The sequence below is a fragment of the Massilia sp. IC2-476 genome (genome assembly GCF_020707295.1).
Lineage (GTDB): Bacteria > Pseudomonadota > Gammaproteobacteria > Burkholderiales > Burkholderiaceae_D > Telluria.
Window position 1 is genome coordinate 213,751 of sequence record NZ_JAJFER010000009.1, and the last position, 23,973, is coordinate 237,723.

Consider the following 23,973-nt stretch of genomic DNA (forward strand, 5'->3'; position numbering starts at 1 on the left):
CATGACGGACCACGCCATTCGCACCCCGGGCTCGCGGGGCGGAGACAACTTTGCCGGCAAGGTGGCCGTCCTGATCGCCATCCTGGCCACCATGGGCACCATGTTCGGCTTCATCGGCAGCGCGTCGCACAACAACGCGGCCCTGTACAAGAGCAATGCCGCGATCGAGAAGACCAGCGCAGCCAATGCCTGGGGCCATTACCAGGCCAAGACCAGCCGCCAGAACCTGGCCGAACTGGCCGCCGGCCTGCCCGGCGTCGACCAGGGGCACTACCGCGAAGAAATGCGGCGCTACGGGGCCGAGAAGGAAGCGATCCGCAAGGAAGCGGAGCGCTTCGAGGCCGTCTCGAACGAGTGGAACGCCCTGTCCGAGAAAGAACTGCACCGCCACCGCCAGTGGGCCGCCGCCTCGGTGGCCCAGCAGATCGCGATCTCGCTGGCCGCGATCACCCTGCTCTCGCGCCGCACCTGGCTGCTGACCCTGACCAGCGCGGTGGCCGCCTTCGGCGTCACGCTGGCCTTCTTTGCCGCGATCCAGGCCGATCCGATGCCGTTCTCGGCCGGTCCGCTGATGGCGGCGGTCGGCGCGGCCGGCCTGACCGAGGCCTTCCGGCGGGTCGGGCGCCGGCTTGCCAGCTAGAGTGCGCCAAGGATTGCGCGCACTGGTTAGGCTTCGTGGCTAGAGTCGCAAAAAAATTGCACCGGCGCGCTTAATTTCTGCGAAAATCCGTTTCCTCTTTTTTCCGGTGCCGTGGCCGGCGCACAAGCCCATCCGGGTTTGGCGCTTCCACGGCGCTTCGCTTTGGAGCTGTCCATGAAATTTCGTTTTCCCATCATCATCATTGACGAGGACTTCCGTTCCGAGAACACCTCCGGTCTCGGCATCCGCGCACTCGCGGCCGCGATGGAGCAGGAAGGCATGGAAGTGGTCGGCCTGACCAGCTACGGTGACCTGTCCCAGTTCGCCCAGCAGCAGTCGCGCGCCTCCGCCTTCGTGCTGTCGATCGACGACGAGGAATTCGGCGGCGGCTCGGCCGAGGAAATCGATTTCGCCTTGACCCGCCTGCGCGCCTTCGTCAAGGAAATCCGCCACAAGAACGCGAACATCCCGATCTACATCTACGGCGAGACCCGAACCAGCCGCCATATCCCGAACGACATCCTGAAGGAGCTGCACGGCTTCATCCACATGTTCGAGGACACCCCGGAATTCGTGGCGCGCCACATCATCCGCGAAGCCAAGGCCTATCTCGATTCGCTGGCGCCGCCCTTCTTCCGCGCGCTGGTCAACTACGCCTATGACGGTTCCTATTCGTGGCACTGCCCGGGCCACTCGGGCGGTGTCGCCTTCCTGAAGTCGCCGGTCGGCCAGATGTTCCACCAGTTCTTCGGCGAGAACATGCTGCGCGCCGACGTCTGCAACGCGGTCGAGGAACTCGGTCAGCTGCTCGACCACACCGGTCCGGTGGCCAAGTCCGAGCGCAACGCCGCGCGCATCTACAACGCCGACCACTGCTACTTCGTCACCAACGGCACCTCGACCTCGAACAAGATGGTCTGGCACAGCACGGTGGCGCCGGGCGACATCGTGGTGGTTGACCGCAACTGCCACAAGTCGATCCTGCACTCGATCATCATGTGCGGCGCGATTCCCGTGTTCCTGATGCCGACCCGTAACCACCTCGGCATCATCGGACCGATCCCGCTGGAAGAGTTCACCCCGGAGTCGATCGCCCGCAAGATCGAAGCCAACCCGTTCGCGCGCGAAGCCGCCAACAAGAAGCCGCGCATCCTCACCATCACCCAGTCGACCTACGACGGCGTGGTGTACAACGTCGAGACCCTGCGCGAAATGTTGGACGGGAAGATCGACACCCTGCACTTCGACGAAGCCTGGCTGCCGCACGCGGCCTTCCACGACTTCTACAAGAACATGCACGCGATCGGCGAAGGCCGCCCGCGCGCCAAGCAGTCGATGATCTTCTCGACCCAGTCGACGCACAAGCTGCTGGCCGGCTTGTCGCAGGCCTCGCAGGTGCTGGTGCGCGAATCGGAAACCGTCAAGCTGGACCAGGACGCCTTCAACGAGGCCTACCTGATGCACACCTCGACCTCGCCCCAGTACTCGATCATCGCGTCCTGCGACGTCGCCGCCGCCATGATGGAAGCGCCGGGCGGCACCGCCCTGGTGGAAGAATCGATCCTGGAAGCGCTCGACTTCCGCCGCGCCATGAAGAAGGTCGACGCCGAGTTCGGCGAAGACTGGTGGTTCAAGGTCTGGGGCCCGGACGTCGAAGGCGAGGAAGGCATCGGCGAACAGAAGGACTGGATGATCCGCGCCGAGGACGACTGGCACGGCTTCGGCAAGCTGGCGCCGGGCTTCAACATGCTCGACCCGATCAAGTCGACCATCGTGACCCCGGGCCTGTCCCTGGACGGCAAGTTCGGCGAGACCGGCATCCCGGCCTCGATCGTGACCAAGTACCTGGCCGAACACGGCGTGATCATCGAGAAGTGCGGCCTGTACTCGTTCTTCATCATGTTCACCATCGGTATCACCAAGGGCCGCTGGAACACCCTGGTGACGGCGCTGCAGCAATTCAAGGACGACTACGACCGCAACAAGCAGGTGTGGCAGGTGATGCCGGACTTCGCCGCGGCCAACCCGCGTTATGAAAACCGCGGCCTGCGCGACCTGTGCACCGACATCCACAACTTCTACAAGCAGTACGACGTGGCGCGCCTGACCACCGAGATGTACCTGTCGGACATGGTGCCTGCGATGAAGCCGTCGGATGCGTTTGCCAAGATGGCGCACCGCCAGATCGAGCGCGTGGCGATCGACGAACTCGAAGGCCGCATCACCGCGATCCTCTTGACGCCTTACCCGCCTGGCATCCCATTGCTGATCCCGGGCGAACGCTTCAACAAGACCATCGTGGATTACCTGCGCTTCGCGCGCGACTTCAACGAGCGCTTCCCGGGCTTCGAGACCGACGTGCACGGCCTGGTCAAGCGCGAGGTGGATGGCAAGCGGGGCTACTTCGTGGATTGCGTGAAGCAGGACGCGTAAGCAAACAAGGGGCGCAAGCCCCTTTTTTTACGCCTGCATATCGGGCAAGGCGCTAGCGGCGTTTGAGTTCGACCGCCGCAGCCTGTGGTTCTGGCGCCGGCGCCGGCCCCTCGCGCATCTCGCGGCGCGCGTGCCTGATCACGGAGTACGCTGCCGACAGGCCGAGCAGGCCCATGATGCTGGCCACCAGCAGGTCGGGCAGACCGGACCCTAGCCCGAACACGCCCAGCGCCGCCAGCATCACGGCCAGGTTCGAGATCGCATCGTTGCGGGTGCACAGCCACACCGAGCGCATGTTGGCGTCGCCGTTGCGGTAGGCCCACAACAGCACACCCACCGAGCAGTTGGCGATGAGCGCCAGGAAGCCGACCGCGCCCATGGTTTCCGCCTTCGGCACGGTGCCGAGCTGAAGGTGCCAGAGGGCGGTGCCGAGCACGAAGACGCCGTAGCCGCCCATGGTCGCGCCCTTCAGCAGCGCGGTGCGCGAGCGCCAGATCGGCGCCAGGCCAAGGACGAACAGCGAGATGCCGTAGTTGGCGGCGTCGCCCAGGAAGTCGACGGCGTCGGCCAGCAGCGCGACCGAACCCGCGGCCCAGCCGGCGACGAGTTCGACGCCGAACATCAGCGCATTGACCCACAGCGCGATCCAGAGGATGCGCCGGTAGCGGGGATCGACCGGCGGCTTGCTCGAGGAGCAGCCGCCGCTGCAGCAGTCAGCCATGGGACTCGGGCCCATCAATATGATTCATATTTAACAGGCTGGCACGAAAAAATGAATCAGGTTTTCGGCAGCGTGACGCCGTGCTGGCCCTGGTACTTGCCGCCGCGGTCCTTGTACGAGGTCTCGCAGACTTCGTCGGATTCGAAGAACAGCACCTGGGCGCAGCCTTCGCCGGCGTAGATCTTGGCCGGCAGCGGCGTGGTGTTCGAGAATTCCAGCGTCACATAGCCTTCCCACTCGGGCTCGAAGGGCGTGACGTTGACGATGATGCCGCAGCGCGCGTAAGTCGATTTGCCCAGGCACACGGTCAGCACGTTGCGCGGGATGCGGAAGTATTCGATGGTGCGGGCCAGCGCGAAGGAATTCGGCGGGATGATGCAGACATCGCTCTTCACGTCGACGAAGGAATTCGAATCGAAATTCTTGGGGTCGACGATGGTGCTGTTGATGTTGGTGAAGACCTTGAACTCGTCCGCGCAGCGGATATCGTAGCCGTACGAGGAGGTGCCCCACGAAATGACCCGGCGGCCGTCCGATTCGCGCACCTGGCGCGGCTCGAAGGGTTCGATCATCCCGGTCTCTTCCGCCATGCGGCGGATCCATTTGTCGCTTTTGATAGCCATTGTCGAATTCCAAGAAATCAATCCCGCGATTTTACGCTAAATGACCGCCTCCGGCACCTTTGCCGGCAACAGCCGCTCGATCATCTCGTGCGTGAGGCGCGCCGTCTCCTGCGGTTTCTCGAGCGGATACAGGTGCCCGCCCTCGATCATCACCAGGTTCCTGCCGACCAGTTTGCGGGTGGCGTCCAGCCCGGCCTGGCGCAGCTCTTCGGAGCTGGTCCCGGCGATGAAGCCGATCGGCAGCGGGAAAGGCTCGCGCAGGATCTTTCCCATATGGTGCGGCAGCGTGTTGTAGATCAGGGTTTCGACCTCGCGGTCGAAGCGCAGCTGGACGCCCTCCTGATGCGGCCTCAAGCCGTGCTCGAGGTAGTCGTCGAGGGCACCCGGGGCCCAGGCCTGGAACATCGGCTTCGCGATGAAGTGCTGGTAGGCCGCCGCACGGTCCGGCCAGACATTGCGCCGCCGCTCGGAAAAGCGCGCGGGCGAAAAGCGCGACCCCAGGCCGCGCCGCTTGACCAGCTTCCACAGGAAGGCGCGCCAGCCGGCGACGACCGGCGAATCGAGCATCACCACACAGCGCGCCAGCTCCGGGCGCTGCTTGGCCGCCATCATGCTGAGCATGCCGCCGAGCGAATGGCCGACCAGGATCGGCGGCTGCTCGTACTTTTCCAGGTGGTGGATCAGCTCTTCCACCAGGCCGTGCCAGCCGTCCCCGACCGGAAAGCGCGGGTCGTGGCCGTACATGTCGTGCGCGCGCACCTCGTAGTGCTCGCCGAGGGCCTGGAACAGGCGGGTGTAGGTGCCGGCGGGATAGCTGTTCCCGTGGGAGAAATGCAGCAGGGGTTTGCTCATGAAAGGCGGGTGGCTTGAATGACAAGGGCCATTGTAATGAAAGAGGCCCGGCCGCGAACCCTGTTAGAGGGAAACGCCTACTGGCGCAAGCACCATGCGCCCTGCGTAATCTCTTCCTTTAGCACGAAAAGATATTTCCCTAAAGAAATTCCAATGCTAGCATTTGCAACATTGTACTTTCAGGGAAGCAATATGGCGTTGGCGGGAATCGAGCGCTCGGGGAGCGCGGGCAATGATGACATGGTCGGCACAAGCGGTGACGACAAGCTCTACGGAGCGGGCGGCAGCGACATCCTGATGGGCCTGAACGGCGACGACAAGCTCTACAGCAGCCTGCTCCGCGATCCCGCGACCGGCGCCTGGCGCCCCGACGACAAGGGCGACATCCTCGACGGCGGCAAGGGCAACGACCTGCTGCAGGGCGGCGTCGCCAACGACATGCTGCTCGGCGGGGACGGCAACGACACGCTGTATGGCGCCGGCGGCCGCGATTCCCTGCAGGGCGGCGCGGGCGACGATATCCTGCAAAGCGGCCGCCCATGGGACCCGGCCACCGAGGAGTTCAGCCCCGACCTGCTGGGCGATACCCTCGACGGCGGCGACGGCAACGACACCATCTACGGCGATGACGGGGCCGACGTCCTGATGGGCGGCGCCGGCAACGACGGTATGTCGGGTGGCGGCGGCAACGACCTCCTGCTGGGCGGCAGCGGCAACGACACCCTGGTCGGTGGCGCCGGCAACGACACCCTCGACGGCGGCGCCGGCATCAGCCGCCTGGCCGGCGGCCTGGGTGACGACGTGTATTCCGTGCGCAGCGCCCTGGACCAGGTCTGGGACGAAGGCGGCAACGACCGCGGCACCATCTACGCCGACTGGGTCCTGCCGGTGGGCAGCGTCGAGAACTGGACCTGGGCCGCGGGCGTGCAAAAGCTCCCGCACTGGATCGCCGCGCTGGCGGTGCAGGTGCCGGCGGCCCGCCTGCTCGGCGCGGCCCGGATTATCGACTACCATTTCGCCGAGCAGCCGGCCGCCTTCTTCGAAGAGCACGACAAGAAGGGTTTCGAAACCTTCAACGAGGCCCAGCGCGCCCTCACGCGCAAGGCTTTCGAGTACATCAGCAGCGTGGCGAACGTGCAGTTCCGCGAAACCGACGCCCTCGACGGCGAAGGCGTACTGATACTGGCCAACAACCAGCAGGAGAATTCGTCCGGCTACGCCAGCAACCGCCTGGTGATGCTCAATGCCGGCCTGCGCGAGGTGATGGCGCCGACGAGCGGCAATTTCGGCGCCGCAGTCCTGATGCACGAGATCGGGCACGCGCTCGGGCTCAAGCACCCCTTCGCGCATGAAGACTCGGTCGGCAACAGCGGCGACGGTCCCTTCCTGAGCAGCGTGGAGGATGCGGCCCACCACACCCTGATGTCGTACAACGTGACACCGAGCGACTACCAGCTGTCGTACAACGCGCTCGACCTGGCCGCCCTCCACTACATCTACGGCCCCACGGGGCAGGTGGCGTCCGGCGACACCACCTGGACCCTGGACGCGGACCAGGCCAACTTCATCGCCGACGGCGCAGGCAGCGACACCCTCGACGGCAGCGCCTTCGGCGGCGGCATGACGCTCGACCTGCGCCCCGGCTACTGGAGCTTCCTGGGCGCCAAGGGCGACTCGATCGTGAGGGCGGGCCAAGTCACGGTCAACTTCGGCAGTCTGATCGAGAACCTGCGCGGCGGCGCCGGCAACGATCGCCTGACCGGCAACGAGGTCGGCAACCGGATCGAGGGCGGCGCCGGGCACGACATCCTCGTCGGCGGCGCCGGCAGCGACCGGCTCGACGGCGGAGCCGGGATCGACGTCGCGGCCTATGCCGGCAAGCGCGCCGGGTACAAGCTCACCATCGGCAAGGACGGCGTCACGGTGGCCGACTCGCTGCTACCGGACGTGGATGTCCTGGTCGGCATCGAACGCCTGGCCTTCGACGATGTCATGGTCGCCCTCGACACCGATGGCATCGCCGCCCAGACCTATCGCCTGTACCAGGCCGCCTTCAACCGCGAGCCTGACCTGGCCGGCCTGGGCTACTGGATCGGCCGCATGGAAAGCGGCAGCAGCCTGAAGGACGTGGCGGCGAACTTCATCGCATCTAGCGAGTTTACCGGCATGTATGGCCTCAAACCCAGCCACGCCGACTTCCTCACCCGGATCTACCAGAACATCCTGCACCGCGCGCCCGACCCGGCCGGCTTCGACTACTGGCTGCAGGTGATGGAGCGCGGCGCCAGCGCCACCGAGATCCTGGCCCAGTTCAGCCAGAGCCCGGAAAACGTCGCCGCGCTGGCCGGCGTGCTGGAAGGCGGCATCGCTTACCTGCCCTTCGGCTGAGCTTCAGTAGGCGACGCCGACGGTAAGCGTGGCCACATAGCCCTGGTTGGGATTGCCGGTCACGCTGGCCATCTGCAGCGCCGTGCCGTCGCTGAACACGTTGTCGGTGGCATAGCTGATGCGCGCCAGGTTGGCGACGCTGGTGGCGTAGCCTGCCGTCGCATAGGCTTCGTTCAGGGTCGCCAGCGGAAACGCGAACTGCGAGGTCTTGATGCGGTTCGCCGCATTGCTGGCCTTGGCCATGCTGGGGTAGACCTCGAAGTGCACGTGCGGCATCCGGCCGTCGTAGCAGCCGGGGAAGATGGTCTGAAAAGTGAGCACGCCCTGGCTGTCCGCCTCCTGTACCCCGCGCAGGAAGTTTTCGTTCACGATCCCGTTCGAATACATCGAATAGCCGCCGTCGCGGGTACAGTGCCACAGGTAGACCGCGGCGCCGCTCGCGGCTGCGCAGTTGGCCGCGACGTTCACCAGCTGCAGGCGGATGGTGAGCGGGATGCCCTGCGCGACGCCGCTGGCGCCGGCCACGCTGGCGCGGATGTCGCTGCGCACGATGCCGGACAGGGTCAAGGCATTGGCGACGCCGTTGGCATTGCGGTTGGTGCCGTCGCCCGGATACGGGCCGCCCGTTTCTTCAGGAATGATGGAACAGGCGCTCCCGGCGGAAGCGCTGCCGCCGGTGCCGGCAGATGACGACGCGGCGAGGCTGGCATCGGCGCCGCCGCCGCAGCCGGCCAGCGGGATCGCCGCGGCGCCGGCGAACAGCCAGCGCAGCGACTGGCGCCGGCTGGCCGCAGTGGCCAGCATGCGTTCGAGGTCGTCGGACAGGGTGGTGTGGTCGGGGGCGCTGTGGGGCGTCGGGGTCATGCTGGTATCCTCCTGTGTTTCGGTAGCCGCATTCTCGTTGCCGCCCATGTAAAACGGGGTAAACCGTATGTAAATCCGGGTAAATGGGGCCTCTTTGCCACAGCGCTGGCGACCCCGATTTGCTATGCTCCTGACATGAACCATGTATTGCTGATCGACGACGACGTCGAACTGGTCGGGATGTTTTCCGAATACCTTGAACAGGAAGGTTTTCGCACCACCTGCGTCCACGACGGCGCGACCGGGGCGCGCGAAGCCCTGCGCGGCGACTATGCGATCGCCGTGCTCGACGTGATGATGCCCGGGACGAACGGCATCGACGCCCTGCGCCGCATCCGCGCCGCCAGCCGCATCCCGATCCTGATGCTGACCGCGCGCGGCGACGATGCCGACCGCATACTGGGGCTGGAGCTGGGCGCCGACGACTACGTCGCCAAGCCCTGCACCCCGCGCGAACTGACCGCGCGGGTGCGCGCCATCCTGCGCCGCACCCAGCCTGCCGCCGGCGAAGGTCCCGGCGCCGTGCTCGCGGTGGGCAAACTGAACATGTATCCGGAACAGCGCCGCGCCACCTGGGATGGCGCCACGCTGGAGCTGACCAGCACCGAATTCAACCTGCTGGAAGTGCTGGCGCGCCACGCCGGCCGCGCCGTCAGCAAGAACGAGCTGTCCGAACAGGGCCTGGGGCGGCCGCTGGCGCGCTTCGACCGCAACATCGATGTCCACCTGAGCAGCCTGCGCCAGAAACTGGGCCTGCTCGCCGACGGCCGCTCGCCCCTGCAGACGATCTACCGCCAGGGCTACCAGCTGATCCGGGACTAGCATGGGCCGCCTGTTCTGGAAGTTCTTCCTCTGTATCCTGCTGGCCCAGGTGACCGCCGCAGTCGGCATCGGCAGCGCCTTCTGGCTGCGCGAGCGGGCCCGCAGCCAGGCCGCCGAACTCGATACCGGCCCGCCGGCCTGGATCGCGCTCGACGCGGCGGCGGCAACGCTGCGTCACGGCGGCCTGCCGGCGCTGCGCGGGATGCTGGGCGAACTCCAGCGTCCCCAGGTGCTGGTGCTCGACCACCTGGGCCAGGAACTGCTGGGCCGTGCGGTGCCGCCGGGACTGGCCGCGGAGGCGCGGCGCCAGCTGGCCTCGGGCGAGGCGACACGGGGTGTGCGCCGGCTGGCGGGACCGGACGGCGCCGACTACATCGCCTTCGTGCGGCGCCAGTTCCGCGGGCCGCCGCCCGGCGTCATCCAGGCCGGCGGCTCGCCCCGCGGGCCCGGTCCCGGCTTCGGCTATCGCGTCAGCCAGGGCGCCGGTATCGTCGCCGCCACCCTGGCCAGCCTGCTGTTCGCCGCCCTCCTCGCCTGGTATTTCTCGCGCCCGATCCGGGCCCTGCGCAGCGCCTTCGAGGCCGCCGCCGCGGGCGACCTGGCGCCGCGTTTCACGGCCAGCGGCCGCGCGGGCGACGAACTGAGCGACCTGGGACGCGACTTCGACCGCATGAGCGCACGGCTAGACGCCCTGATGGATGGCCAGCGCCGCCTGCTGCACGACGTCTCGCACGAGCTGCGCTCGCCGCTGGCGCGGCTGCAGGCGGCGGTCGGCCTGGCGCACCAGCAGCCGGACAAGATCGGCTCGTCGCTCGACCGCATCGAGCGCGAGAGCATGCGCATGGATAAGCTGGTCGGTGAGCTGCTGACGCTGTCGCGCCTCGAAGCCTCCCCTGGCCTGGCCAGGACGGAACAGCTCGACCTGAGCGAACTGGCCGACGAGATCGCGGCCGATGCACGCTTCGAGGCCGGACCCGTGGTCCCCACGATCCGGGTGCAGGCGCCGGGGCCGATCGTCGTGCAGGGCGACCCCGACCTGCTGTGGAGCGCGCTGGAGAATGTGGTGCGCAACGCGATCCGGCATGGCGGCAGCGGCGGCAGCGTCGAGATCGTGCTGCGCGCAGCAGGTGGGCAGGCGCATATCGATGTTCTCGATCGCGGTCCGGGCATTGCAGAGGCGGACCTGGAATCGGTGTTCCAGCCCTTCTTCCGCGCGCACCCGAACAAGGTCGACGGCCATGGGCTGGGCCTGGCCATTGCGCAGCGGGTGCTGGCCGCGCACGGCGGCAGCATCGGCGCCGCCAGGCGCGAAGGCGGCGGTCTGCGAATGCGACTGAGCCTGCCCTTGCAGGCGTGAGCGCTATTGCCCGTGCCAGTAGCGCCGGCGGCCGGCGCGGTATTCGCTGACCTCGATCTGCCGGCCGAAGGCAAGCACGACGGCGCCGGATTCGTCGGTACGCAGACGGCGGATACCGCGGCTGCCGTAGCGTTCGTACACCTCCTTCTTGGGGTGCCTGTATCGGTTGCGGTACCCGACCTGGAAGATGCCGACCGTTGGTGCGACCGCCGCCAGGAAGGCCGCGGTGGACGAGGTTCCGCTGCCGTGGTGCGGCGCGAGCAGCACGTCGGCCTGCAAACGGCCCTGCGCGTGTTGCAGCAACTGCGCTTCCTGGGCCGCTTCGATGTCCGCCGCCAGCAGCATGGCCCGGCCGGCCGCGCTGACCCGCAGAACGCAGCTGCGCGCATTCGCCTTCAGGCCCGGCTCATCGTAGGAAGGCGGCGCCGGCCCCAGCATCTCGAAGCGCACACCGTCCCAGTTCCACTCCTGTTCCGAAGTGCAGCGGCTGTGGCGCCGGGCCGCGCGCACGACCGGATGGCCGGCGGCGAGCGAAGAATGCACCTGTGCCACCTTGACGCCGCCCAGCAGCGTGCGGGCGCCGCCAGCGTGATCGACGTCGCTGTGCGAAACCACCAGCGCATCGAGTTTCCCGATCCCGCGCCCGCGCAAATACGGCAGCAGGATGCGGCCGGCGGCGTCGGCCCCAGGCGCGTACTGGGGTCCGGCGTCGTACAGCAGGCGGTGGCCCCTCGTCTCCACCAGCAGGGCCATGCCCTGGCCGACGTCGAATGCTGTCACCGTGAAGCTGCCGGCGGGAGGCGCGGTCGGCAGCTGGGTCAGCATCGGCATCCATGCCGCCAGCCCCGCCCAGCGGTGCGGCCACCCGCGCGGGGCCAGCATCCAGGCCGTGCCACTGAGGGCCAGCAGGAAGACCCAGGGCTGCGGCGCCGGAGCGTTCAGCACCGCGAGCGGACTGGCGGCGAGCAGCGCGAGGGCGTCGGCCAGCAGCTCGACCGCCAGGTGCGCCAGGCCGAGCACGGGGCCGGCCAGCGGCGCCGGCAACATGGCGCCCAGCAGGGCCAGCGGCGTCACCAAGAGGCTGATGACCGGGATTGCTATCGCGTTCGCGACCGGGCTGGCCACAGACACCTGGGAGAAGAGCAGCATCGTCAGCGGCACCAGGCCGATGGTGACCGCATACTGCGTGCGGGCCGCCACGGCGAGTGTGCGGCGCCAGCCGGTTTCGATCTGCACGCGCCCGAGGTTCGCGTACAGGATGACGGCCACCGCGCCGAAGGACAGCCAGAAGCCCGCGCCCAGCACCGCCCAGGGATCGATCAGCACCACCACGGCCAGCGCCAGGCACAGCACGTGCGAGAGCGCGACCACCCGCCCGAACCAGAGCGCAGCCGCAACCGCCGCCAGCATGTAGAAGGTGCGCTGCGCAGGCACGCCGAATCCGGCCAGCAGCACGTACAGCAGCGCCACCAGTGCGCCCGCCAACGCCGCCGCCTTCTGGGCCGGCAGCGTCAAGGGCAAGGCGGCGCCATCGATGAAGAAGGAGCGGCGCCACAGGTAGGAAATCGCCCACGCCGCCAGGCCTGCCACCATCGTGATATGCAGGCCGGAGATCGACACCAGGTGGCTGATGCCGGTGCGGTTGAAGACGTCCCAGTCCGACTGCGGGATGCCGCGCTGGTCGCCGATGACCAGGGCGACGATCACGCCGGCGTAGCGCTTGCCCTCGAGCTGCTGCAGGATGTGCCGCCGCAGCGCGGCACGGGCGCGTTCCACCACGTGGCCGAAGCGCGGCACGAAGCCATCCAGGCGCTGGTTGCGCGGGCCGGCGGGCCGCACGTAGCCGGTGGCGCGCACGCCTTGCTCGAGCAGCCAGGCTTCGTAGTCGAAACCGTAAGGGTTGGCATTGCCGTGCGGGCGCTGCAGGCGCACGACCAGTTGCCAGCGTTCGCCCGGCTGCACTGGTTCCCGCGCGCCGCCTGCGGGGGCGACCTGGCCGTACCACGAGACGGCGATCGTTCTCGGGACGCTGGCGCCTGGCGTCAGAATCCGCTCGACCCGGACGTTGAAGCGTGAGCCGCCCTCGAATTCGTGCGGCAGGCTGTCGACGGTGCCGATGATGGCGACGTCGCGGCCCTCCATCTCGCGTGGTAGCGCGTCGGCGATGGCCAGGTGGGCCAGTACGGCAGCCCATGAGGCGCCGAGGAGCGCTGCCCCGAGGATGTTCGCGCCATGCCGGCGCAATGCGCAGAGCAGCAGTGCGATGACGACGGCGCTGGCTATGTGTTCAGGTGCGGGCAGCTCGGCGCGTGTCTGCAGCCAGCAGGCGCCGGCGACGAAGGCCAGGATGGCGCAGCGCATTGCTTGGGGCGGCGGTCCGCGCGCTAGATGACGCGCTATCCGAGCAGGCTGTCGGCGACGATCTGGAAGTCGTCGAACTGGTCGGCCAGCAGCTTGGGCGCTGGTGTACAGCCGCACAGGCACAGGTCGTCGCTCAGTGCGTACTGCCTGCCTTCAGACTGGTCCTGGAGGCGCGGGGCGGCGCACTGGATGATGCCCTGTTCGCCGCATGCAGGGCACTCGACCGGATCGCCTTCGCGAGCGAGCGCCCTGCCGTCCTGGGCGCTGAATGTGCAGGATGCCTTGACGACGCCATCGGCGGTGGTCTTCGCGCCGTCGCGGATGTAATAGCGTTTCTGGCTCATTCCTGCTCTCCATGGTGCGGAAAGATGGAATGTAGCGGAATGAGATTGTTCGCCTTTGCGACAACGCAGGCGATTCACGTCAAATGACCGTCAGAGAGGCGCTACACGCTATCTCGCAACGACTGATGCCGGCATTGATGTTCCACGCTGACTGTGATCGATTGGCCGAATCCGAATACTGGACGATATCTTGTCCCACAGACCTAGTGCTGCGCCGTTAGACAGCGAGGACGGAACGGGTTTCCGATCGCCGTTCCCGGTACTCATTCTGAATACAACGTGTGGGACAAAAACATTGTCTTCGGTCCCGCTAAGCTCCCACCAGAAACTGTGGCCACGTGTTTCATTTTCCTCTACCACCAGCTCCACCAGTTCCTCCCCGACCAAGCCACCAATGTTTCGCGGCGCGGCCCGCAACCTGGTAATACGCATGCGTTCGACTAACGACAGCCGACTGTCTGCAAGCTCGTTCCTTGCCAGGACGCCGTCCTTCTCGGGCTTGAGTCCTGCCGAGACAATAAACATGAACTCAATATCCGGATGATGTGGCAGACGGGCGAACATCATGATTTGTTCGCGTTGATCGGCACTGAGCAGGTCGCGGACATAGGCGCGGTCGATGCAGAATCCCGGTTCGGACGGGATACGGTTATCGGGGTTCGGCACCAGCTGGTTGACCAGCTTGGGCAAATCCTCGATCCACTCGATGTCCCGACCCTCCGAAAACAGATCAATGCTGATGCCACGGCCATGCACCAAGGCTTCGGTAGAAATGCCTTCATAACGATAGCGCTCTACGCCGCCAAGGCCGTTTCCACGAGTTCCCTCCTCCACCGTTCGGCTGTGGATGAATATCCGTCCAACAAGGCCACTGTCGGTCTTCACATCCGTCGCCGACTCCAGGTTCTTGTCGCCGCCGCGCCAGTCCGGCTTTGCCCTGACTTCTGCCTCCCGGTCGGCAATTCGCTTCTGGAACTCCCCCGCTGTTTCGTCGAATGCCGAAACATCGAAACCGTCGATCCTCGCCTGTCCCCACCCGATCTGAATTCCTTCAGGCATGTCGATCAGAAATCTGCCGACGCACACCGTCTTCATTCTTCCACTGATCCGTTCCACCTCTTGTTTTTCTCGCTCAGAACGCGCGTTCGCAGTCACAACTCCGGCTACGATGAATCCGGCCACCGCAACTGCAAGTCCGATCCGAAATGACGATCTCATGTCAGCTCCAAGTAGATCCGGGCCTGCAAACACCTGGCGAAGTCGATAGTCATCGCGACAGGCCAAGGGTTCACGTCATCAGGGACGAGATCGGCGAGTCTCGCGTGGCGCTTAGACACTGCCCACCTGATCAGGCGCCTCGCCTAGTCGCATCAACCGCCACGCGCTACGGCGCTGAATTGCTTGCGGTGCGTTCGGTGCGTGACCGAAGATGCCTGGAGCGACTGCGAATGTTGCGGGTGGAAGCAGGCTGCCCTGAGCAAACCATCGGGTTCCATCCAGTGCATGCGATTCCTCGCAGCGCCACCAGCCACTTGCCGGGCATGGGCTACCAGTCGAGGAGAAGCTACCTACTGCAACCTGTTGTCCGTCTGCGTCGCGGGTTTGAGAGACAATCATCGTTATGCCTGCCGCTACAGATGCCTTTGCAAGCGGCAGTGTTGGCGGCACTCTCTTACGTGCACGATTATCGACCAGTTTCCAGGCCGTTCGGCTCGACGATTCAGCTGTAGGTTGCAGCCCCCGCAATTTCTCCCAAAGGCTCTGCGGCAAAAGAAGCAAAGCCTGCGGCATGCGCTCGCCTTGCTTGATGTATTGACGCTGACCGCCTAACACGCGTGTTCCGCTGCTGCCATCGCTGCAGACCCACCACCCGCTGTGAGGACAGCGATCGCCGGCCCACGCTTGCATACCGAGACGCGATTCCGGCGTCACGGCATTGCCGGCTTCCTGTGCTTGTGTCGGACGCAAGCGAATGGTCGACGAAATCCTGTCCCATAGTCCCAGTGCCGCTTCTTCTGACATCGACGTTGGAACGGGGCCATTTTCGCTCTTGCCCGTGGCCATCTTAAAAACGATGTGCGGAACGAACACGTCGTCCTCTTTCCCGTTCACCTCCCACCAGAAGCTATAGACTTGAGCATCATTCGCTTCCACGCCTCGTTTGACCAGCTCTTCGCCGCTCAGACCGCCAATTGTGCGGGGCGCAGCCCGTATTCTGGTGATCCGCATCCTGTCGTTGAGCGAAAGTCGATCCTCTGCGTCGCTGCTCCTTTCGAGCAGTCCTTGCTCATCAGGCTTTTGTCCCGCCGCGAGGATCATCATGAACTCCACGTCTGGATGATCCGGCAGACGGGCGAACATCATGACCCGTTCGCCTTGATCCGCCAAAAGTGGGTCCAGAAAATGGGCCCGACCTATACAGAATCCTGACCCAAGCGGAACGCGGCCGTCCGGAATAGGTTCGAGTTTCGCGACCAGCTTTGGTAGATTGTCTATAAGGTCAGGATCGTAGTATTCCGACGCAAGATCAAAACTGACCCCATCAGCATGCACCAGGGCTTCGATAGCAATGCCCTCGTTTCGATACCGCTCGATCTCCAAACCCCTGGCACGTGTACCTTCGGTCACTTTACGACTGTGAGCAAATACCTTTCCGATGACGCCATGATCCGTTTTTACCTCCCGCACCAATTCGAGATTTCGATTGCCGCCTGTGTAGTCCGGCATCGCTTTAACCTGCGCCTCGCGGTCGGCAAGCCGCTTGTGAAACTCCTCGGTGGTCTCGTTGAACACAGCCATATCGAAACCGTCGATGTTAGGGCGGGCGAGCTCGATCTGGGCATCTGCGGGCATATCGATTAGGAATCTGCCCACACAAACGGTTTTCATTTTTCCGGTCATTTGCGCTACCTCGTCATGGCTCCGACGTGCCGTATCGCCTTCGATTACATTGCCGACGGCCCAGGTCATTATTAATCCGGCGCAAGTGATCCCGGCCAGCACTCTTGCCAGCCTGTCCTGGATCCACTTGTTCACGGTGACCCCTGGACGATTTTTACGATCAGTCGCAACGTCAGCATCACCATATCGTCGTCGTTATAGGAGCTTTGATGATCGTAGCCCTGAGTAGCAAATGCCTTTTTTACTTTGCTCGTCAAATCTGCTTCGCCGGACTGATGAGGAACAGTACCATCCCCTCTTGCGTCTTGTGGTTCAGGTTCAAACTGGAGCTCGGTCTTATTTTCGACAAGAACACGTCGTTGTCCGCGAGCGGTGCGACCAATAAAACGTGCTGATGCAATGTTGGCTGCGGTAAAGGCCGTTGCGGACGCGCCCTGTTGGTGCGCAACCAAGCTGATTTGTCCAAACGACAGTTTATTGCGGTCGTCGCCGTAGAAGGCGTAGGTATTTGGATGGTAAAAACTGCCCAAGGCGTCGTGAAATTTCTCGGCAGTAGCGATCGCGTTTTCGATTGCTTCTGTAATACCTCTCTTAAATCTCTTGTACTTTCCCGCAGGGTCCGCTATCGAAGGATCAATCAGTCGATACCAGGAGCTCGTATCGCGGTACAGATCGTAAGGGTTAGAGACCTTGCCGTTAGGTAGGTGCAGTACGTCGTACGGTACTGTCTTGTAGCGGATGATGTCGTCCTTGACACTGTGAGTTGGTGCGGCAACGGGCTTCAAGGACTTGAGGATCCTTACGTGAAGCCACGGTTGCGGATACCGTTGATTCGGCAGTAGCTCCAGCGCACCAGGGGAAACGGCCAATACTGGCGTAGTTTTCTGGGTCGTGTTGCCCAGGACCTTTGCCAGTCCGTTTGCAACCAGGTTCTCGAGTGGGTTATTGCTGGGGCTCGAGCTCTCGGTACCGAAGGCGAGCCGTCGATATGCCGCCGGGGCGCCCAGAACCGGCATTACACCATGGATCACCCCTGCAATCTTGTCGGGGATACGTTTCGCGCATGCACGTGCGACTAATCCCCCCATAGAGTGCGTAACCAGAATTACCTGTTCACAACTCCGCTTTGTTTGTTTCCACGAATCGATAATTTCGAGGATTCTCTGCTCCAGTCGCCTCGACGACTTCTCACAGTCATCGAGCCAGCAGTAGCCGACCGAATACACAGGAAAATAATGCTTTGCGTGATTTTCTAGATGGGGCTCAGTCAAAGGCTCGAACTCCCGCAGCCCCCATTTTTTTGGGTCGCAGTCGATCACCTCTTTCCAGTGCTGTTTGATTGAGCGCTTCTTTTTCCCATCGTCAAACTCGAACGTTTGATTCAGGCGCCTCTGCAGTGCCAGCAACAACTTTCCGTACGAATCGGCGTGCACCTCGCCCCAGCCACGGGCACGAACTTCTTGTTCGGTCAGGAGATACCCATCATCTGCGTCGGGTATGACGACGGCTCCACCATCGTCCACTTCAAGGGTCGGGGCATCGAACAGCAGCTGACGATCACGCGGCGAATGGCTATCCCAATCACTTGCGGCAAAAGCGCCATCGCGCATTCCATTAGGTGGACGCCAGACCGGCTCCCCTGGAGCCACCTTTGCGTTCCTTTCGTCTGGTAACCTGCCGAGCCGGGGCTTGCGCTTGGCTCTAAGGTTGGTACCCATCACTCCCGGCACCACAATCACGGGGATGATCGAATTCGGAGGCATGAGACCAAGGCCGCGTATCGTATATTCCGCCGAGGACATATACGAGTTTACTTCCCATCCGCCATGAGGCAAAGGGACGAGCGAAGGCAATGGCCTAGTCGGTTCACGCATGACGGTTCCGACAGCTTAATTAGACGATGGAAGAAGCTCGAAGCGCACCGGCCCCAGCTCATCGCTCTGCACCAGCGCAGTGCGCCCTTCTTCGTCGCTGGTGCCCTGGACGGTACGGCCGTCGCTGAGATGGGCAATGTAATTTTGATATGGAATCGGTTCGCGCGTTTGGAGATGGCGCAGGACAACTCTTTCTGTTGTCTTCAACGTGGTCTTTGCAAACTCGGGCTTGGTGGGATCACCACCACCCGCGCCTCCCCGCACCAGGCTACTCGCCTTGATCGTATGCTCGGCGGAGCTTTGCTGGGTGATGGTACCGTTCGCCCATTCCGTTTGCGCACCCTGGGAGATGATGCGGACATTAGGCGCCTCAATATGGATCGCTTCCGCCGAGATCAGGCTGATCTTGCCCGAGGATTTGATTTCGACCGCCCCCTGGTGGGCCTCGAACAGGATATTCCCCTTGCCTGCCACGAGCTTTACCCCGAGCGCCTGGGCAAAGGCGCTGATTCCCCGCGCCGCGCGCAGGAAGATGTTGCGGCCGGCCGAGGTGCGGGCGTCGCCGCCGCTGACCACATCCAGCTGGGTCTCGGAGCCGAGCGCCACGTTGTCCTGGCTGGCGACCACGATGCCGGCCGGCGCCGTTACCGCCACGATCGGCTCGCCACCCTTGTCCCCGGGGGCGACGTTGGTGCCCCCGTCCCAGCGCCGCAGCTTGTCCGACAGCTCGGCCAGGCGCTGGCCCCCCGGCTCGTCGTCCGTGTGCTGTTCGGCGAGCTTGGCCACTTCGTCCGCAATGCTTTGCATCAAGTCCGCCAGGCCGACCAGGCCGGCGCGGGCCAGGTGGGTGCCCTGGCCGGCGCCCAACGGCTCCGCGGTGAGCAGCACACCCTGCTTCCCACGGATCGCCACCGTCTGGTCGCTGCGCAGCTCCGCGCCCTCCCCGCGCGGCTCGGCCGTTCCGTTGGCTTTCGGCTGGCTCAGCCAGCCCAGGTTGAGCTGGGCGGCGCCATGGTCGCTGGCCAGCTGGGCGCTGATCTCGCCGCGGGTGTCGTCAAAGCGCAGCTGGTTGCCGCGGGCGCCGCCGATTTCGCGGGTGCGGGTGCCGGACAGGTAGCGGTTGCCGGGCAGTGCGCCCGCGCTGCTCAGCGCCGGCGGCTCGCCGCGCTGGTTGAAGACCTGGGACAGGATCACCGGCCGGTCCGGGTCGCCACCCAGGAAAGCCACCAGGACTTCACTGCCGACACGCGGCAGCGACAGCGTGCCGCACTGCTGGCCTGATCCGGGGCCGTTGCCGGCCCAGTTGGAGGCGACCCGTACCCAGGCCGAGTCGGCCGGGGTGTCGGAAGCGCCGGCGCCGTGCGCATGCTTGTGGTCGGCCACGCGCATGCCGGGGAAGCGGATTTTCACCCGTCCCAGTGCGTCGCAATGCACTTCCTCGCCCGGCGGGCCAGTGACGATGGCGGTTTGCAGCTCCGGGTGCGGCAGGTCGATGCGCGCATCGAAAGCCGGCACCAGCGGGATGCCGCGGCGGACTGCGTCGAAGCGCATTTTTACCCGCACGCCGTCGCCCCCCACCGGGTGTTCGTTCGGCGCCAGCATGGCCCCCTGCGGGCTGTAGGGGCCCAGCAGGCGGCGCACGCGCGCCGACAGGTCGGCCGGCAGGTTGTTCTCGGCTTCCAGCCAGACTGCCGTGACGACGAAGTCGCGCTCGGCTTCCGGGTGGGTGTCGATCTCGGGGTGGCCCGACAGGGTGAAGTATTCGCCGGCGCACAGGTCGCGCACGCTGCCTTCGCCGTGGAAGCACTTGGTGTCGAACTCGTGCCGGTTCATGCGCACCTGGCCCAGGCGCCAGTGGTCTTCGACGTCGTTGCCGGCATGCGGCAGCTCGACCAGGTAGTCGTCGAGCGTGGCTGCCAGCGCGTTGCCGCTGCGGCCCTGGTCGGCCATGCTGCGCGCGGTGGTGGTCATGTGCTGGGTGCCGGAAGGGTTGCGGTAGTCCCAGCTGTGGCGGGTGATGCTGCCCGGCTGCAGGCGGCGGGCGGCGCACCAGGACACGACCGTGTCGCGCTCCTCGGTGGCATCGATGCGGTGGTAGCGCACGGTGCCGGCGGCGCTGCGCGGCAGCGAGGCCGGGTCGGAGAACAGCACCATCGTGTGCGAGGGGGTGTCGTCGGATTCCTGTTCGGCGGCGCCGGCGCGGGCGCGGCCCGGGCGGAAGGTCCAGGCGATACCGCGCCGCTTGAGCAGGCGGCGCACGAACGCGGCGTCGGACTCGTTGTACTGCATGGTCTGTTCGCGCGGCGGATACAGGCGCATGTCGAACAGCGGATCGAGTTCGTAGTCGAAGGCGCTGGCCATGACGCTGTTGGAGTGGCGCCATTCGTCGAACAGCACCTGCACGATCTCGAGTTCGTTCTGGTAGCGGAACACGCGGCTGTTGACGCGCTTTTCCATGATCGCCAGGGCGTCGCGCAGCACCAGCTGGTACACAGCCAGGCCGCCGTCGTGGTCGCCGGCGCGGGCCTCGGCCACGATGCCGCAGATGCCGCGCAGCTGGCCGCGATCGGTCACCATCTGCAGTTCGGCCGGGAGGGCGATGAGTTCCTTGAGCGGCAGGCGCGGCGTGTCGGCGACGCAGGTGACGATGTACTCGAAACCGCCGCACACCGATTCCTGGCCCTGCACGCGCTGCGGCAGCAGGAGTTCGTCGGCCAGGTGGTCGGCATGGCCCAGGCGCAGTCGGATCGGCCGGTGGGCGGTGGTCAGCGATTTCTCGTGCCGTAGCATCCGCAGGAATTCGCTCGCGCTGTCCAAGTCACTCTCCGTCGTGTCGTTGCTGCGGTCGCAGCGAAGAGTGCATCTTGGCAGAACGGAATAGTTGCAGCCTTGTCTTGCCTCAGCGCTGCAAACGAACTAAACCGGATAGCCACGGTCGCGGGTGCACGATGCGCGCCCATTGCTACCACGCGGCGCAAGCTCTGCTACTTTACTAATTAGCTATTTGATTGGCTATTTGTCCAGTGCCTGCCTGGCCGCCAGGCGCGGAATCGCGGCCAGCGTGTTCCGATGAACAGCCGCACGTACCTCGTCGAGCTCGACACGGCGCAGTTCGGCGAGGGTGGCGCCGATGACCGGCAGCTGGTTGGGGCTGTTGCGTCCCGGGTGAATCCACGCGGGCGCGATGTCCGGCGCATCGGTCTCCAGCACGATGGCGGACAATGGCAGCTCGGTAGCCAGGCGCCGGATCTGCAGCGCGCGGGTAAAGGTCATGGCGCCGCCGAAACCCAGGTGAAAACCGAGGTCGATGAAGCTCTGCGCCTGCTGGAAGCTGCCGTTGAAGGCGTGGGCGATGCCGGCGGGCGGGCGAATCTGGCGCAGATGCTTGAGCACTTGGTCCTGCGAGCGGCGCACATGCATGAAGACCGGCAGGCCGAAGTCGCGCGCGATGCGCAGCTGTTCGCGCAGGAAGCGTTCCTGTTTGGCGCGCATCTCGGGTTCGCACAGCAGCGGAATGAAGAAGTCGAGCCCGATCTCGCCGACACCGACAAAGTTCGGATCAGCCAGCGCCGCCTCCACCGCGCCGCGCAGCAGCGCCAGGTCTTCGTCACGCGCCTGCGGCACGCAGATCGGGTGGATGCCGAGGGCATAGGTCACGTTCGGCGCGCGTGCGGCCAGACTGGAGACTGCCTCAAAATTGCCGACTTCGACCGCCATCGCCACGATGGTCGACACCCCTGCCCCCGCCGCCTGGGCGGCGACGTCCAGCGACCCGGTGCCGAATTCGGCGGCGTCGAGGTGGCAGTGGGTGTCGATCCACATCGTGCTCAGGCCTCCACTGCCTGCAGACCGTGCTCGGTCAGCCGGAACACGCGGTCGCAGCGGCGCGCCAGCTCCATGTCGTGGGTAACGATGACGAAGGCGGTGCCGAGGGTGCGCGACAGCTCGAGCATCAGGTCGAAGATGGTCTGCGCGGTGCTGTGGTCGAGGTTCCCGGTCGGTTCGTCCGCCAGCACGCAGGCCGGTTGGGTGACCAGGGCGCGCGCCAGTGCCACGCGCTGGCGTTCGCCGCCGGAGAGCTCGCCCGGACGGTGCACCACGCGCTTGCCCAGGCCGACGCGGCCCAGGATCGCCTCCGCCTTCTTCAAGGCCGCCTCACGCGCCTCGCGCCGGATCATCAAGGGCATCATGACGTTGTCGAGGGCCGAGAATTCCGGGAGCAGGTGGTGGAACTGGTAGACGAAGCCGAGCGACGAGTTGCGCTGCTCGCCGCGCCGGGTCTCGGACAGGGTGGCGAAGTCTTCGCCCAGAAGCGTGACGGAGCCGGTGGACGGCGTGTCGAGCCCGCCCAGCAGGTGCAGCAGGGTCGACTTGCCGGAACCGGACGCGCCGACGATGGCGACCCGCTCGCCACGGTGGATGGCGAAATCAATGCCGTCCAGGACCTTGACGGTGTAGTCGCCCTGCTTGAAGGTCTTGCCCAGGCCGCGGCAGGACAGGACCGGAAGGGTTGAATCATTCATAACGCAGCGCCTCCGCAGGTTTTACGCGCGACGCCGACCAGCTCGGGTACAGGGTCGCAGCAAACGCCAGCAGCACGGACACGCCGCCGATCTTGAACACGTCCGGCCAGCGCAGGTCGGATGGCACCGCGCTGATCAGGTAAATATCTTTCGACAAGAACTGCACTCCCAACAAACGTTCGATAAACGGGACGATGACGTCGATGTTCAGGGCCACCAGCACGCCCCCGCCGACACCGATTGCGGTGCCGAGGATGCCGACCAGCGCGCCCTGCACCATGAAGATCTTCTGGATCGAGCGCGGCGACGCGCCCAGGGTGCGCAGGATCGCGATGTCGGCCTGCTTGTCGGTCACCGTCATCACCAGGGTCGACACCAGGTTGAAGGCGGCCACCGCGATGATCAGGGTGAGGATGATGAACATCATCTTCTTTTCCGTCTGTACGGCGCCGAACCAGGTGGCGTTGAGCTTGGACCAGTCACGCATTCCCAGGTTGCCGGGCATGGCGCGCTTCAGTTCCGCCGCCACCACGGGCGCCTGGTGCATGTCGGCGATGCGCAGGCGCAGGCCCATCGGCGCCGGCAGGCGTTCCATGCGCTGCGCATCCTCCACGTGGATGAAGGAGAGCGCGGCGTCGAACTCGGGGTGGCCGGCCTCGAAGATGCCGGACACCGTGAAGCTGCGGCTGCGTGGCAGCAGGCCGGCCGGCGTGACCTGGCCCTGGGCCAGCAGCATGGTGAGCTTGTCGCCCATGCCGACGTTGAGCGAGCGTGCCAGAGAGTAGCCGAGCACGATGTTGTAGGCGCCCGGCTGCAGCGAATCGAGGCTGCCCTGCCGGATCTGTTTCGCGATGTCCGACACCTTCGGTTCTTCCGACGGCAGGATGCCGCGGATGACCGAAGGCGCCATCACGCCCTGCCCCTCCAGCAGCCCCTGGGTTTCGACGAAAGGCGCGGCGCCGCGCACCGCGGGGTTCCTGAGCGCCTGCTGCCCGGCCGCACGCCAGTCCGGCATGCTCCCGGACTGGTCGAACACCTCGATATGGGCCAGCACCGACAGCATGCGGTCGGTGACTTCCTTCTGGAAGCCGTTCATCACCGACAGGACGATGATCAGGGCGGCCACGCCCAGCGCGATGCCGGCGACGGAGATCAGGGAGATGAAGGAAATGAAGCTGTTGCGGCCACTACGCTTGCCGGCGCGCGTGTAGCGCAGGCCGACCAGCCATTCGTAGGGTAGATTCTGGGTGAGTCTCATGGTCTCCGTCGA

The 23,973-nt window shown here is 65.2% G+C and carries 18 protein-coding genes; 5 read left to right on the plus strand and 13 right to left on the minus strand.

From position 1 onward, the window contains the following. Position 1: 1 nt before the first annotated feature. A complete protein-coding gene (locus tag LK539_RS21610; protein WP_227803123.1) occupies positions 2 to 640 on the plus strand; it encodes a DUF4337 domain-containing protein in 639 nt (212 codons plus the stop codon). A gap of 174 nt (positions 641 to 814) precedes the next feature. Next, positions 815 to 3,073 (plus strand): arginine/lysine/ornithine decarboxylase, encoded by a 2,259-nt coding sequence (locus LK539_RS21615; protein ID WP_227803124.1) that lies wholly within the window; start codon positions 815 to 817, stop codon positions 3,071 to 3,073. Positions 3,074 to 3,125: 52 nt separating this feature from the next. Here LK539_RS21615 and LK539_RS21620 read toward each other — a convergent pair whose 3' ends face one another. The 3 genes from LK539_RS21620 to LK539_RS21630 are packed head-to-tail and all read right to left on the minus strand — an operon-like array spanning position 3,126 to position 5,269. Next, positions 3,126 to 3,794, minus strand: a complete 669-nt coding sequence (locus LK539_RS21620) for a cation transporter (RefSeq protein WP_227803125.1) — start codon at positions 3,792 to 3,794, stop codon at positions 3,126 to 3,128. Positions 3,795 to 3,850: 56 nt separating this feature from the next. Beyond that, positions 3,851 to 4,417, minus strand: a complete 567-nt coding sequence (gene dcd, locus LK539_RS21625; protein ID WP_036247129.1) for a dCTP deaminase — start codon at positions 4,415 to 4,417, stop codon at positions 3,851 to 3,853. 36 nt (positions 4,418 to 4,453) lie between these two features. Beyond that, positions 4,454 to 5,269 carry an alpha/beta fold hydrolase gene (locus tag LK539_RS21630; RefSeq protein WP_227803126.1) on the minus strand — a complete coding sequence of 272 codons (816 nt, stop codon included), beginning with the start codon at positions 5,267 to 5,269 and terminating at the stop codon, positions 4,454 to 4,456. A gap of 192 nt (positions 5,270 to 5,461) precedes the next feature. Between LK539_RS21630 and LK539_RS24510 the strand changes: the two genes are divergently transcribed. Next, positions 5,462 to 7,657, plus strand: a complete 2,196-nt coding sequence (locus LK539_RS24510; protein WP_307729127.1) for a DUF4214 domain-containing protein — start codon at positions 5,462 to 5,464, stop codon at positions 7,655 to 7,657. A 3-nt stretch (positions 7,658 to 7,660) separates the two neighbouring features. Here the strand turns inward: LK539_RS24510 and LK539_RS21650 are convergent, their stop codons facing one another. Further along, the gene (locus tag LK539_RS21650; protein ID WP_227803127.1) at positions 7,661 to 8,521 is read right to left on the minus strand and encodes an intradiol ring-cleavage dioxygenase; all 861 of its coding nucleotides are present in this window, start codon (positions 8,519 to 8,521) and stop codon (positions 7,661 to 7,663) included. Positions 8,522 to 8,656: 135 nt separating this feature from the next. Between LK539_RS21650 and LK539_RS21655 the strand changes: the two genes are divergently transcribed. Further along, on the plus strand, positions 8,657 to 9,343 hold the full coding sequence (locus LK539_RS21655) for a response regulator transcription factor (protein ID WP_227803128.1): 687 nt from the start codon (positions 8,657 to 8,659) through the stop codon (positions 9,341 to 9,343). 1 nt (position 9,344) lies between these two features. Then, a complete protein-coding gene (locus tag LK539_RS21660; RefSeq protein WP_227803129.1) occupies positions 9,345 to 10,700 on the plus strand; it encodes an ATP-binding protein in 1,356 nt (451 codons plus the stop codon). A 3-nt stretch (positions 10,701 to 10,703) separates the two neighbouring features. On the opposite strand, the gene LK539_RS21665 is transcribed toward LK539_RS21660, so the two are convergent. The 9 genes from LK539_RS21665 to LK539_RS21705 form a co-directional block, all read right to left on the minus strand. Beyond that, on the minus strand, positions 10,704 to 13,061 hold the full coding sequence (locus LK539_RS21665; protein WP_227803130.1) for a DNA internalization-related competence protein ComEC/Rec2: 2,358 nt from the start codon (positions 13,059 to 13,061) through the stop codon (positions 10,704 to 10,706). Between the two features lie 35 nt (positions 13,062 to 13,096). Further along, positions 13,097 to 13,405 (minus strand): PAAR domain-containing protein, encoded by a 309-nt coding sequence (locus LK539_RS21670; RefSeq protein ID WP_227803131.1) that lies wholly within the window; start codon positions 13,403 to 13,405, stop codon positions 13,097 to 13,099. Positions 13,406 to 13,513: 108 nt separating this feature from the next. Next, positions 13,514 to 14,623 carry a T6SS immunity protein Tli4 family protein gene (locus tag LK539_RS21675; RefSeq protein ID WP_227803132.1) on the minus strand — a complete coding sequence of 370 codons (1,110 nt, stop codon included), beginning with the start codon at positions 14,621 to 14,623 and terminating at the stop codon, positions 13,514 to 13,516. 111 nt (positions 14,624 to 14,734) lie between these two features. Continuing rightward, the gene (locus tag LK539_RS21680; RefSeq protein ID WP_227803133.1) at positions 14,735 to 16,441 is read right to left on the minus strand and encodes a T6SS immunity protein Tli4 family protein; all 1,707 of its coding nucleotides are present in this window, start codon (positions 16,439 to 16,441) and stop codon (positions 14,735 to 14,737) included. Next, a complete protein-coding gene (locus LK539_RS21685) occupies positions 16,438 to 18,180 on the minus strand; it encodes a GPI inositol-deacylase (RefSeq protein WP_227803134.1) in 1,743 nt (580 codons plus the stop codon). The genes LK539_RS21680 and LK539_RS21685 overlap by 4 nt, the downstream gene beginning before the upstream one ends. A 15-nt stretch (positions 18,181 to 18,195) precedes the next feature. Next, positions 18,196 to 20,997 (minus strand): type VI secretion system Vgr family protein, encoded by a 2,802-nt coding sequence (locus LK539_RS21690; RefSeq protein WP_227803135.1) that lies wholly within the window; start codon positions 20,995 to 20,997, stop codon positions 18,196 to 18,198. A gap of 195 nt (positions 20,998 to 21,192) precedes the next feature. After that, a complete protein-coding gene (locus LK539_RS21695; protein ID WP_227803136.1) occupies positions 21,193 to 22,002 on the minus strand; it encodes a TatD family hydrolase in 810 nt (269 codons plus the stop codon). A 5-nt stretch (positions 22,003 to 22,007) separates the two neighbouring features. After that, positions 22,008 to 22,703 carry a lipoprotein-releasing ABC transporter ATP-binding protein LolD gene (gene lolD / locus LK539_RS21700; RefSeq protein ID WP_227803137.1) on the minus strand — a complete coding sequence of 232 codons (696 nt, stop codon included), beginning with the start codon at positions 22,701 to 22,703 and terminating at the stop codon, positions 22,008 to 22,010. Beyond that, positions 22,696 to 23,961 carry a lipoprotein-releasing ABC transporter permease subunit gene (locus tag LK539_RS21705; RefSeq protein WP_227803138.1) on the minus strand — a complete coding sequence of 422 codons (1,266 nt, stop codon included), beginning with the start codon at positions 23,959 to 23,961 and terminating at the stop codon, positions 22,696 to 22,698. Before LK539_RS21705 ends, lolD begins: the two co-directional genes overlap by 8 nt. Positions 23,962 to 23,973: the final 12 nt, after the last annotated feature.

Excerpts from the sequence above, each read along its gene's own strand:
- LK539_RS21615 (WP_227803124.1), top strand. The coding sequence starts at position 815 with ATGAAATTTCGTTTTCCCATCATCATCATTGACGAGGACTTCCGTTCC.
- LK539_RS21670 (WP_227803131.1), bottom strand. The coding sequence starts at position 13,405 with ATGAGCCAGAAACGCTATTACATCCGCGACGGCGCGAAGACCACCGCC.
- LK539_RS21620 (WP_227803125.1), bottom strand. The coding sequence starts at position 3,794 with ATGGCTGACTGCTGCAGCGGCGGCTGCTCCTCGAGCAAGCCGCCGGTC.
- LK539_RS21660 (WP_227803129.1), top strand. The coding sequence starts at position 9,345 with ATGGGCCGCCTGTTCTGGAAGTTCTTCCTCTGTATCCTGCTGGCCCAG.
- LK539_RS24510 (WP_307729127.1), top strand. The coding sequence starts at position 5,462 with ATGGCGTTGGCGGGAATCGAGCGCTCGGGGAGCGCGGGCAATGATGAC.
- LK539_RS21685 (WP_227803134.1), bottom strand. The coding sequence starts at position 18,180 with ATGCGTGAACCGACTAGGCCATTGCCTTCGCTCGTCCCTTTGCCTCAT.
- LK539_RS21705 (WP_227803138.1), bottom strand. The coding sequence starts at position 23,961 with ATGAGACTCACCCAGAATCTACCCTACGAATGGCTGGTCGGCCTGCGC.
- LK539_RS21655 (WP_227803128.1), top strand. The coding sequence starts at position 8,657 with ATGAACCATGTATTGCTGATCGACGACGACGTCGAACTGGTCGGGATG.
- lolD (WP_227803137.1), bottom strand. The coding sequence starts at position 22,703 with ATGAATGATTCAACCCTTCCGGTCCTGTCCTGCCGCGGCCTGGGCAAG.
- LK539_RS21675 (WP_227803132.1), bottom strand. The coding sequence starts at position 14,623 with ATGAGATCGTCATTTCGGATCGGACTTGCAGTTGCGGTGGCCGGATTC.
- LK539_RS21695 (WP_227803136.1), bottom strand. The coding sequence starts at position 22,002 with ATGTGGATCGACACCCACTGCCACCTCGACGCCGCCGAATTCGGCACC.
- dcd (WP_036247129.1), bottom strand. The coding sequence starts at position 4,417 with ATGGCTATCAAAAGCGACAAATGGATCCGCCGCATGGCGGAAGAGACC.
- LK539_RS21610 (WP_227803123.1), top strand. The coding sequence starts at position 2 with ATGACGGACCACGCCATTCGCACCCCGGGCTCGCGGGGCGGAGACAAC.
- LK539_RS21630 (WP_227803126.1), bottom strand. The coding sequence starts at position 5,269 with ATGAGCAAACCCCTGCTGCATTTCTCCCACGGGAACAGCTATCCCGCC.
- LK539_RS21665 (WP_227803130.1), bottom strand. The coding sequence starts at position 13,061 with ATGCGCTGCGCCATCCTGGCCTTCGTCGCCGGCGCCTGCTGGCTGCAG.
- LK539_RS21650 (WP_227803127.1), bottom strand. The coding sequence starts at position 8,521 with ATGACCCCGACGCCCCACAGCGCCCCCGACCACACCACCCTGTCCGAC.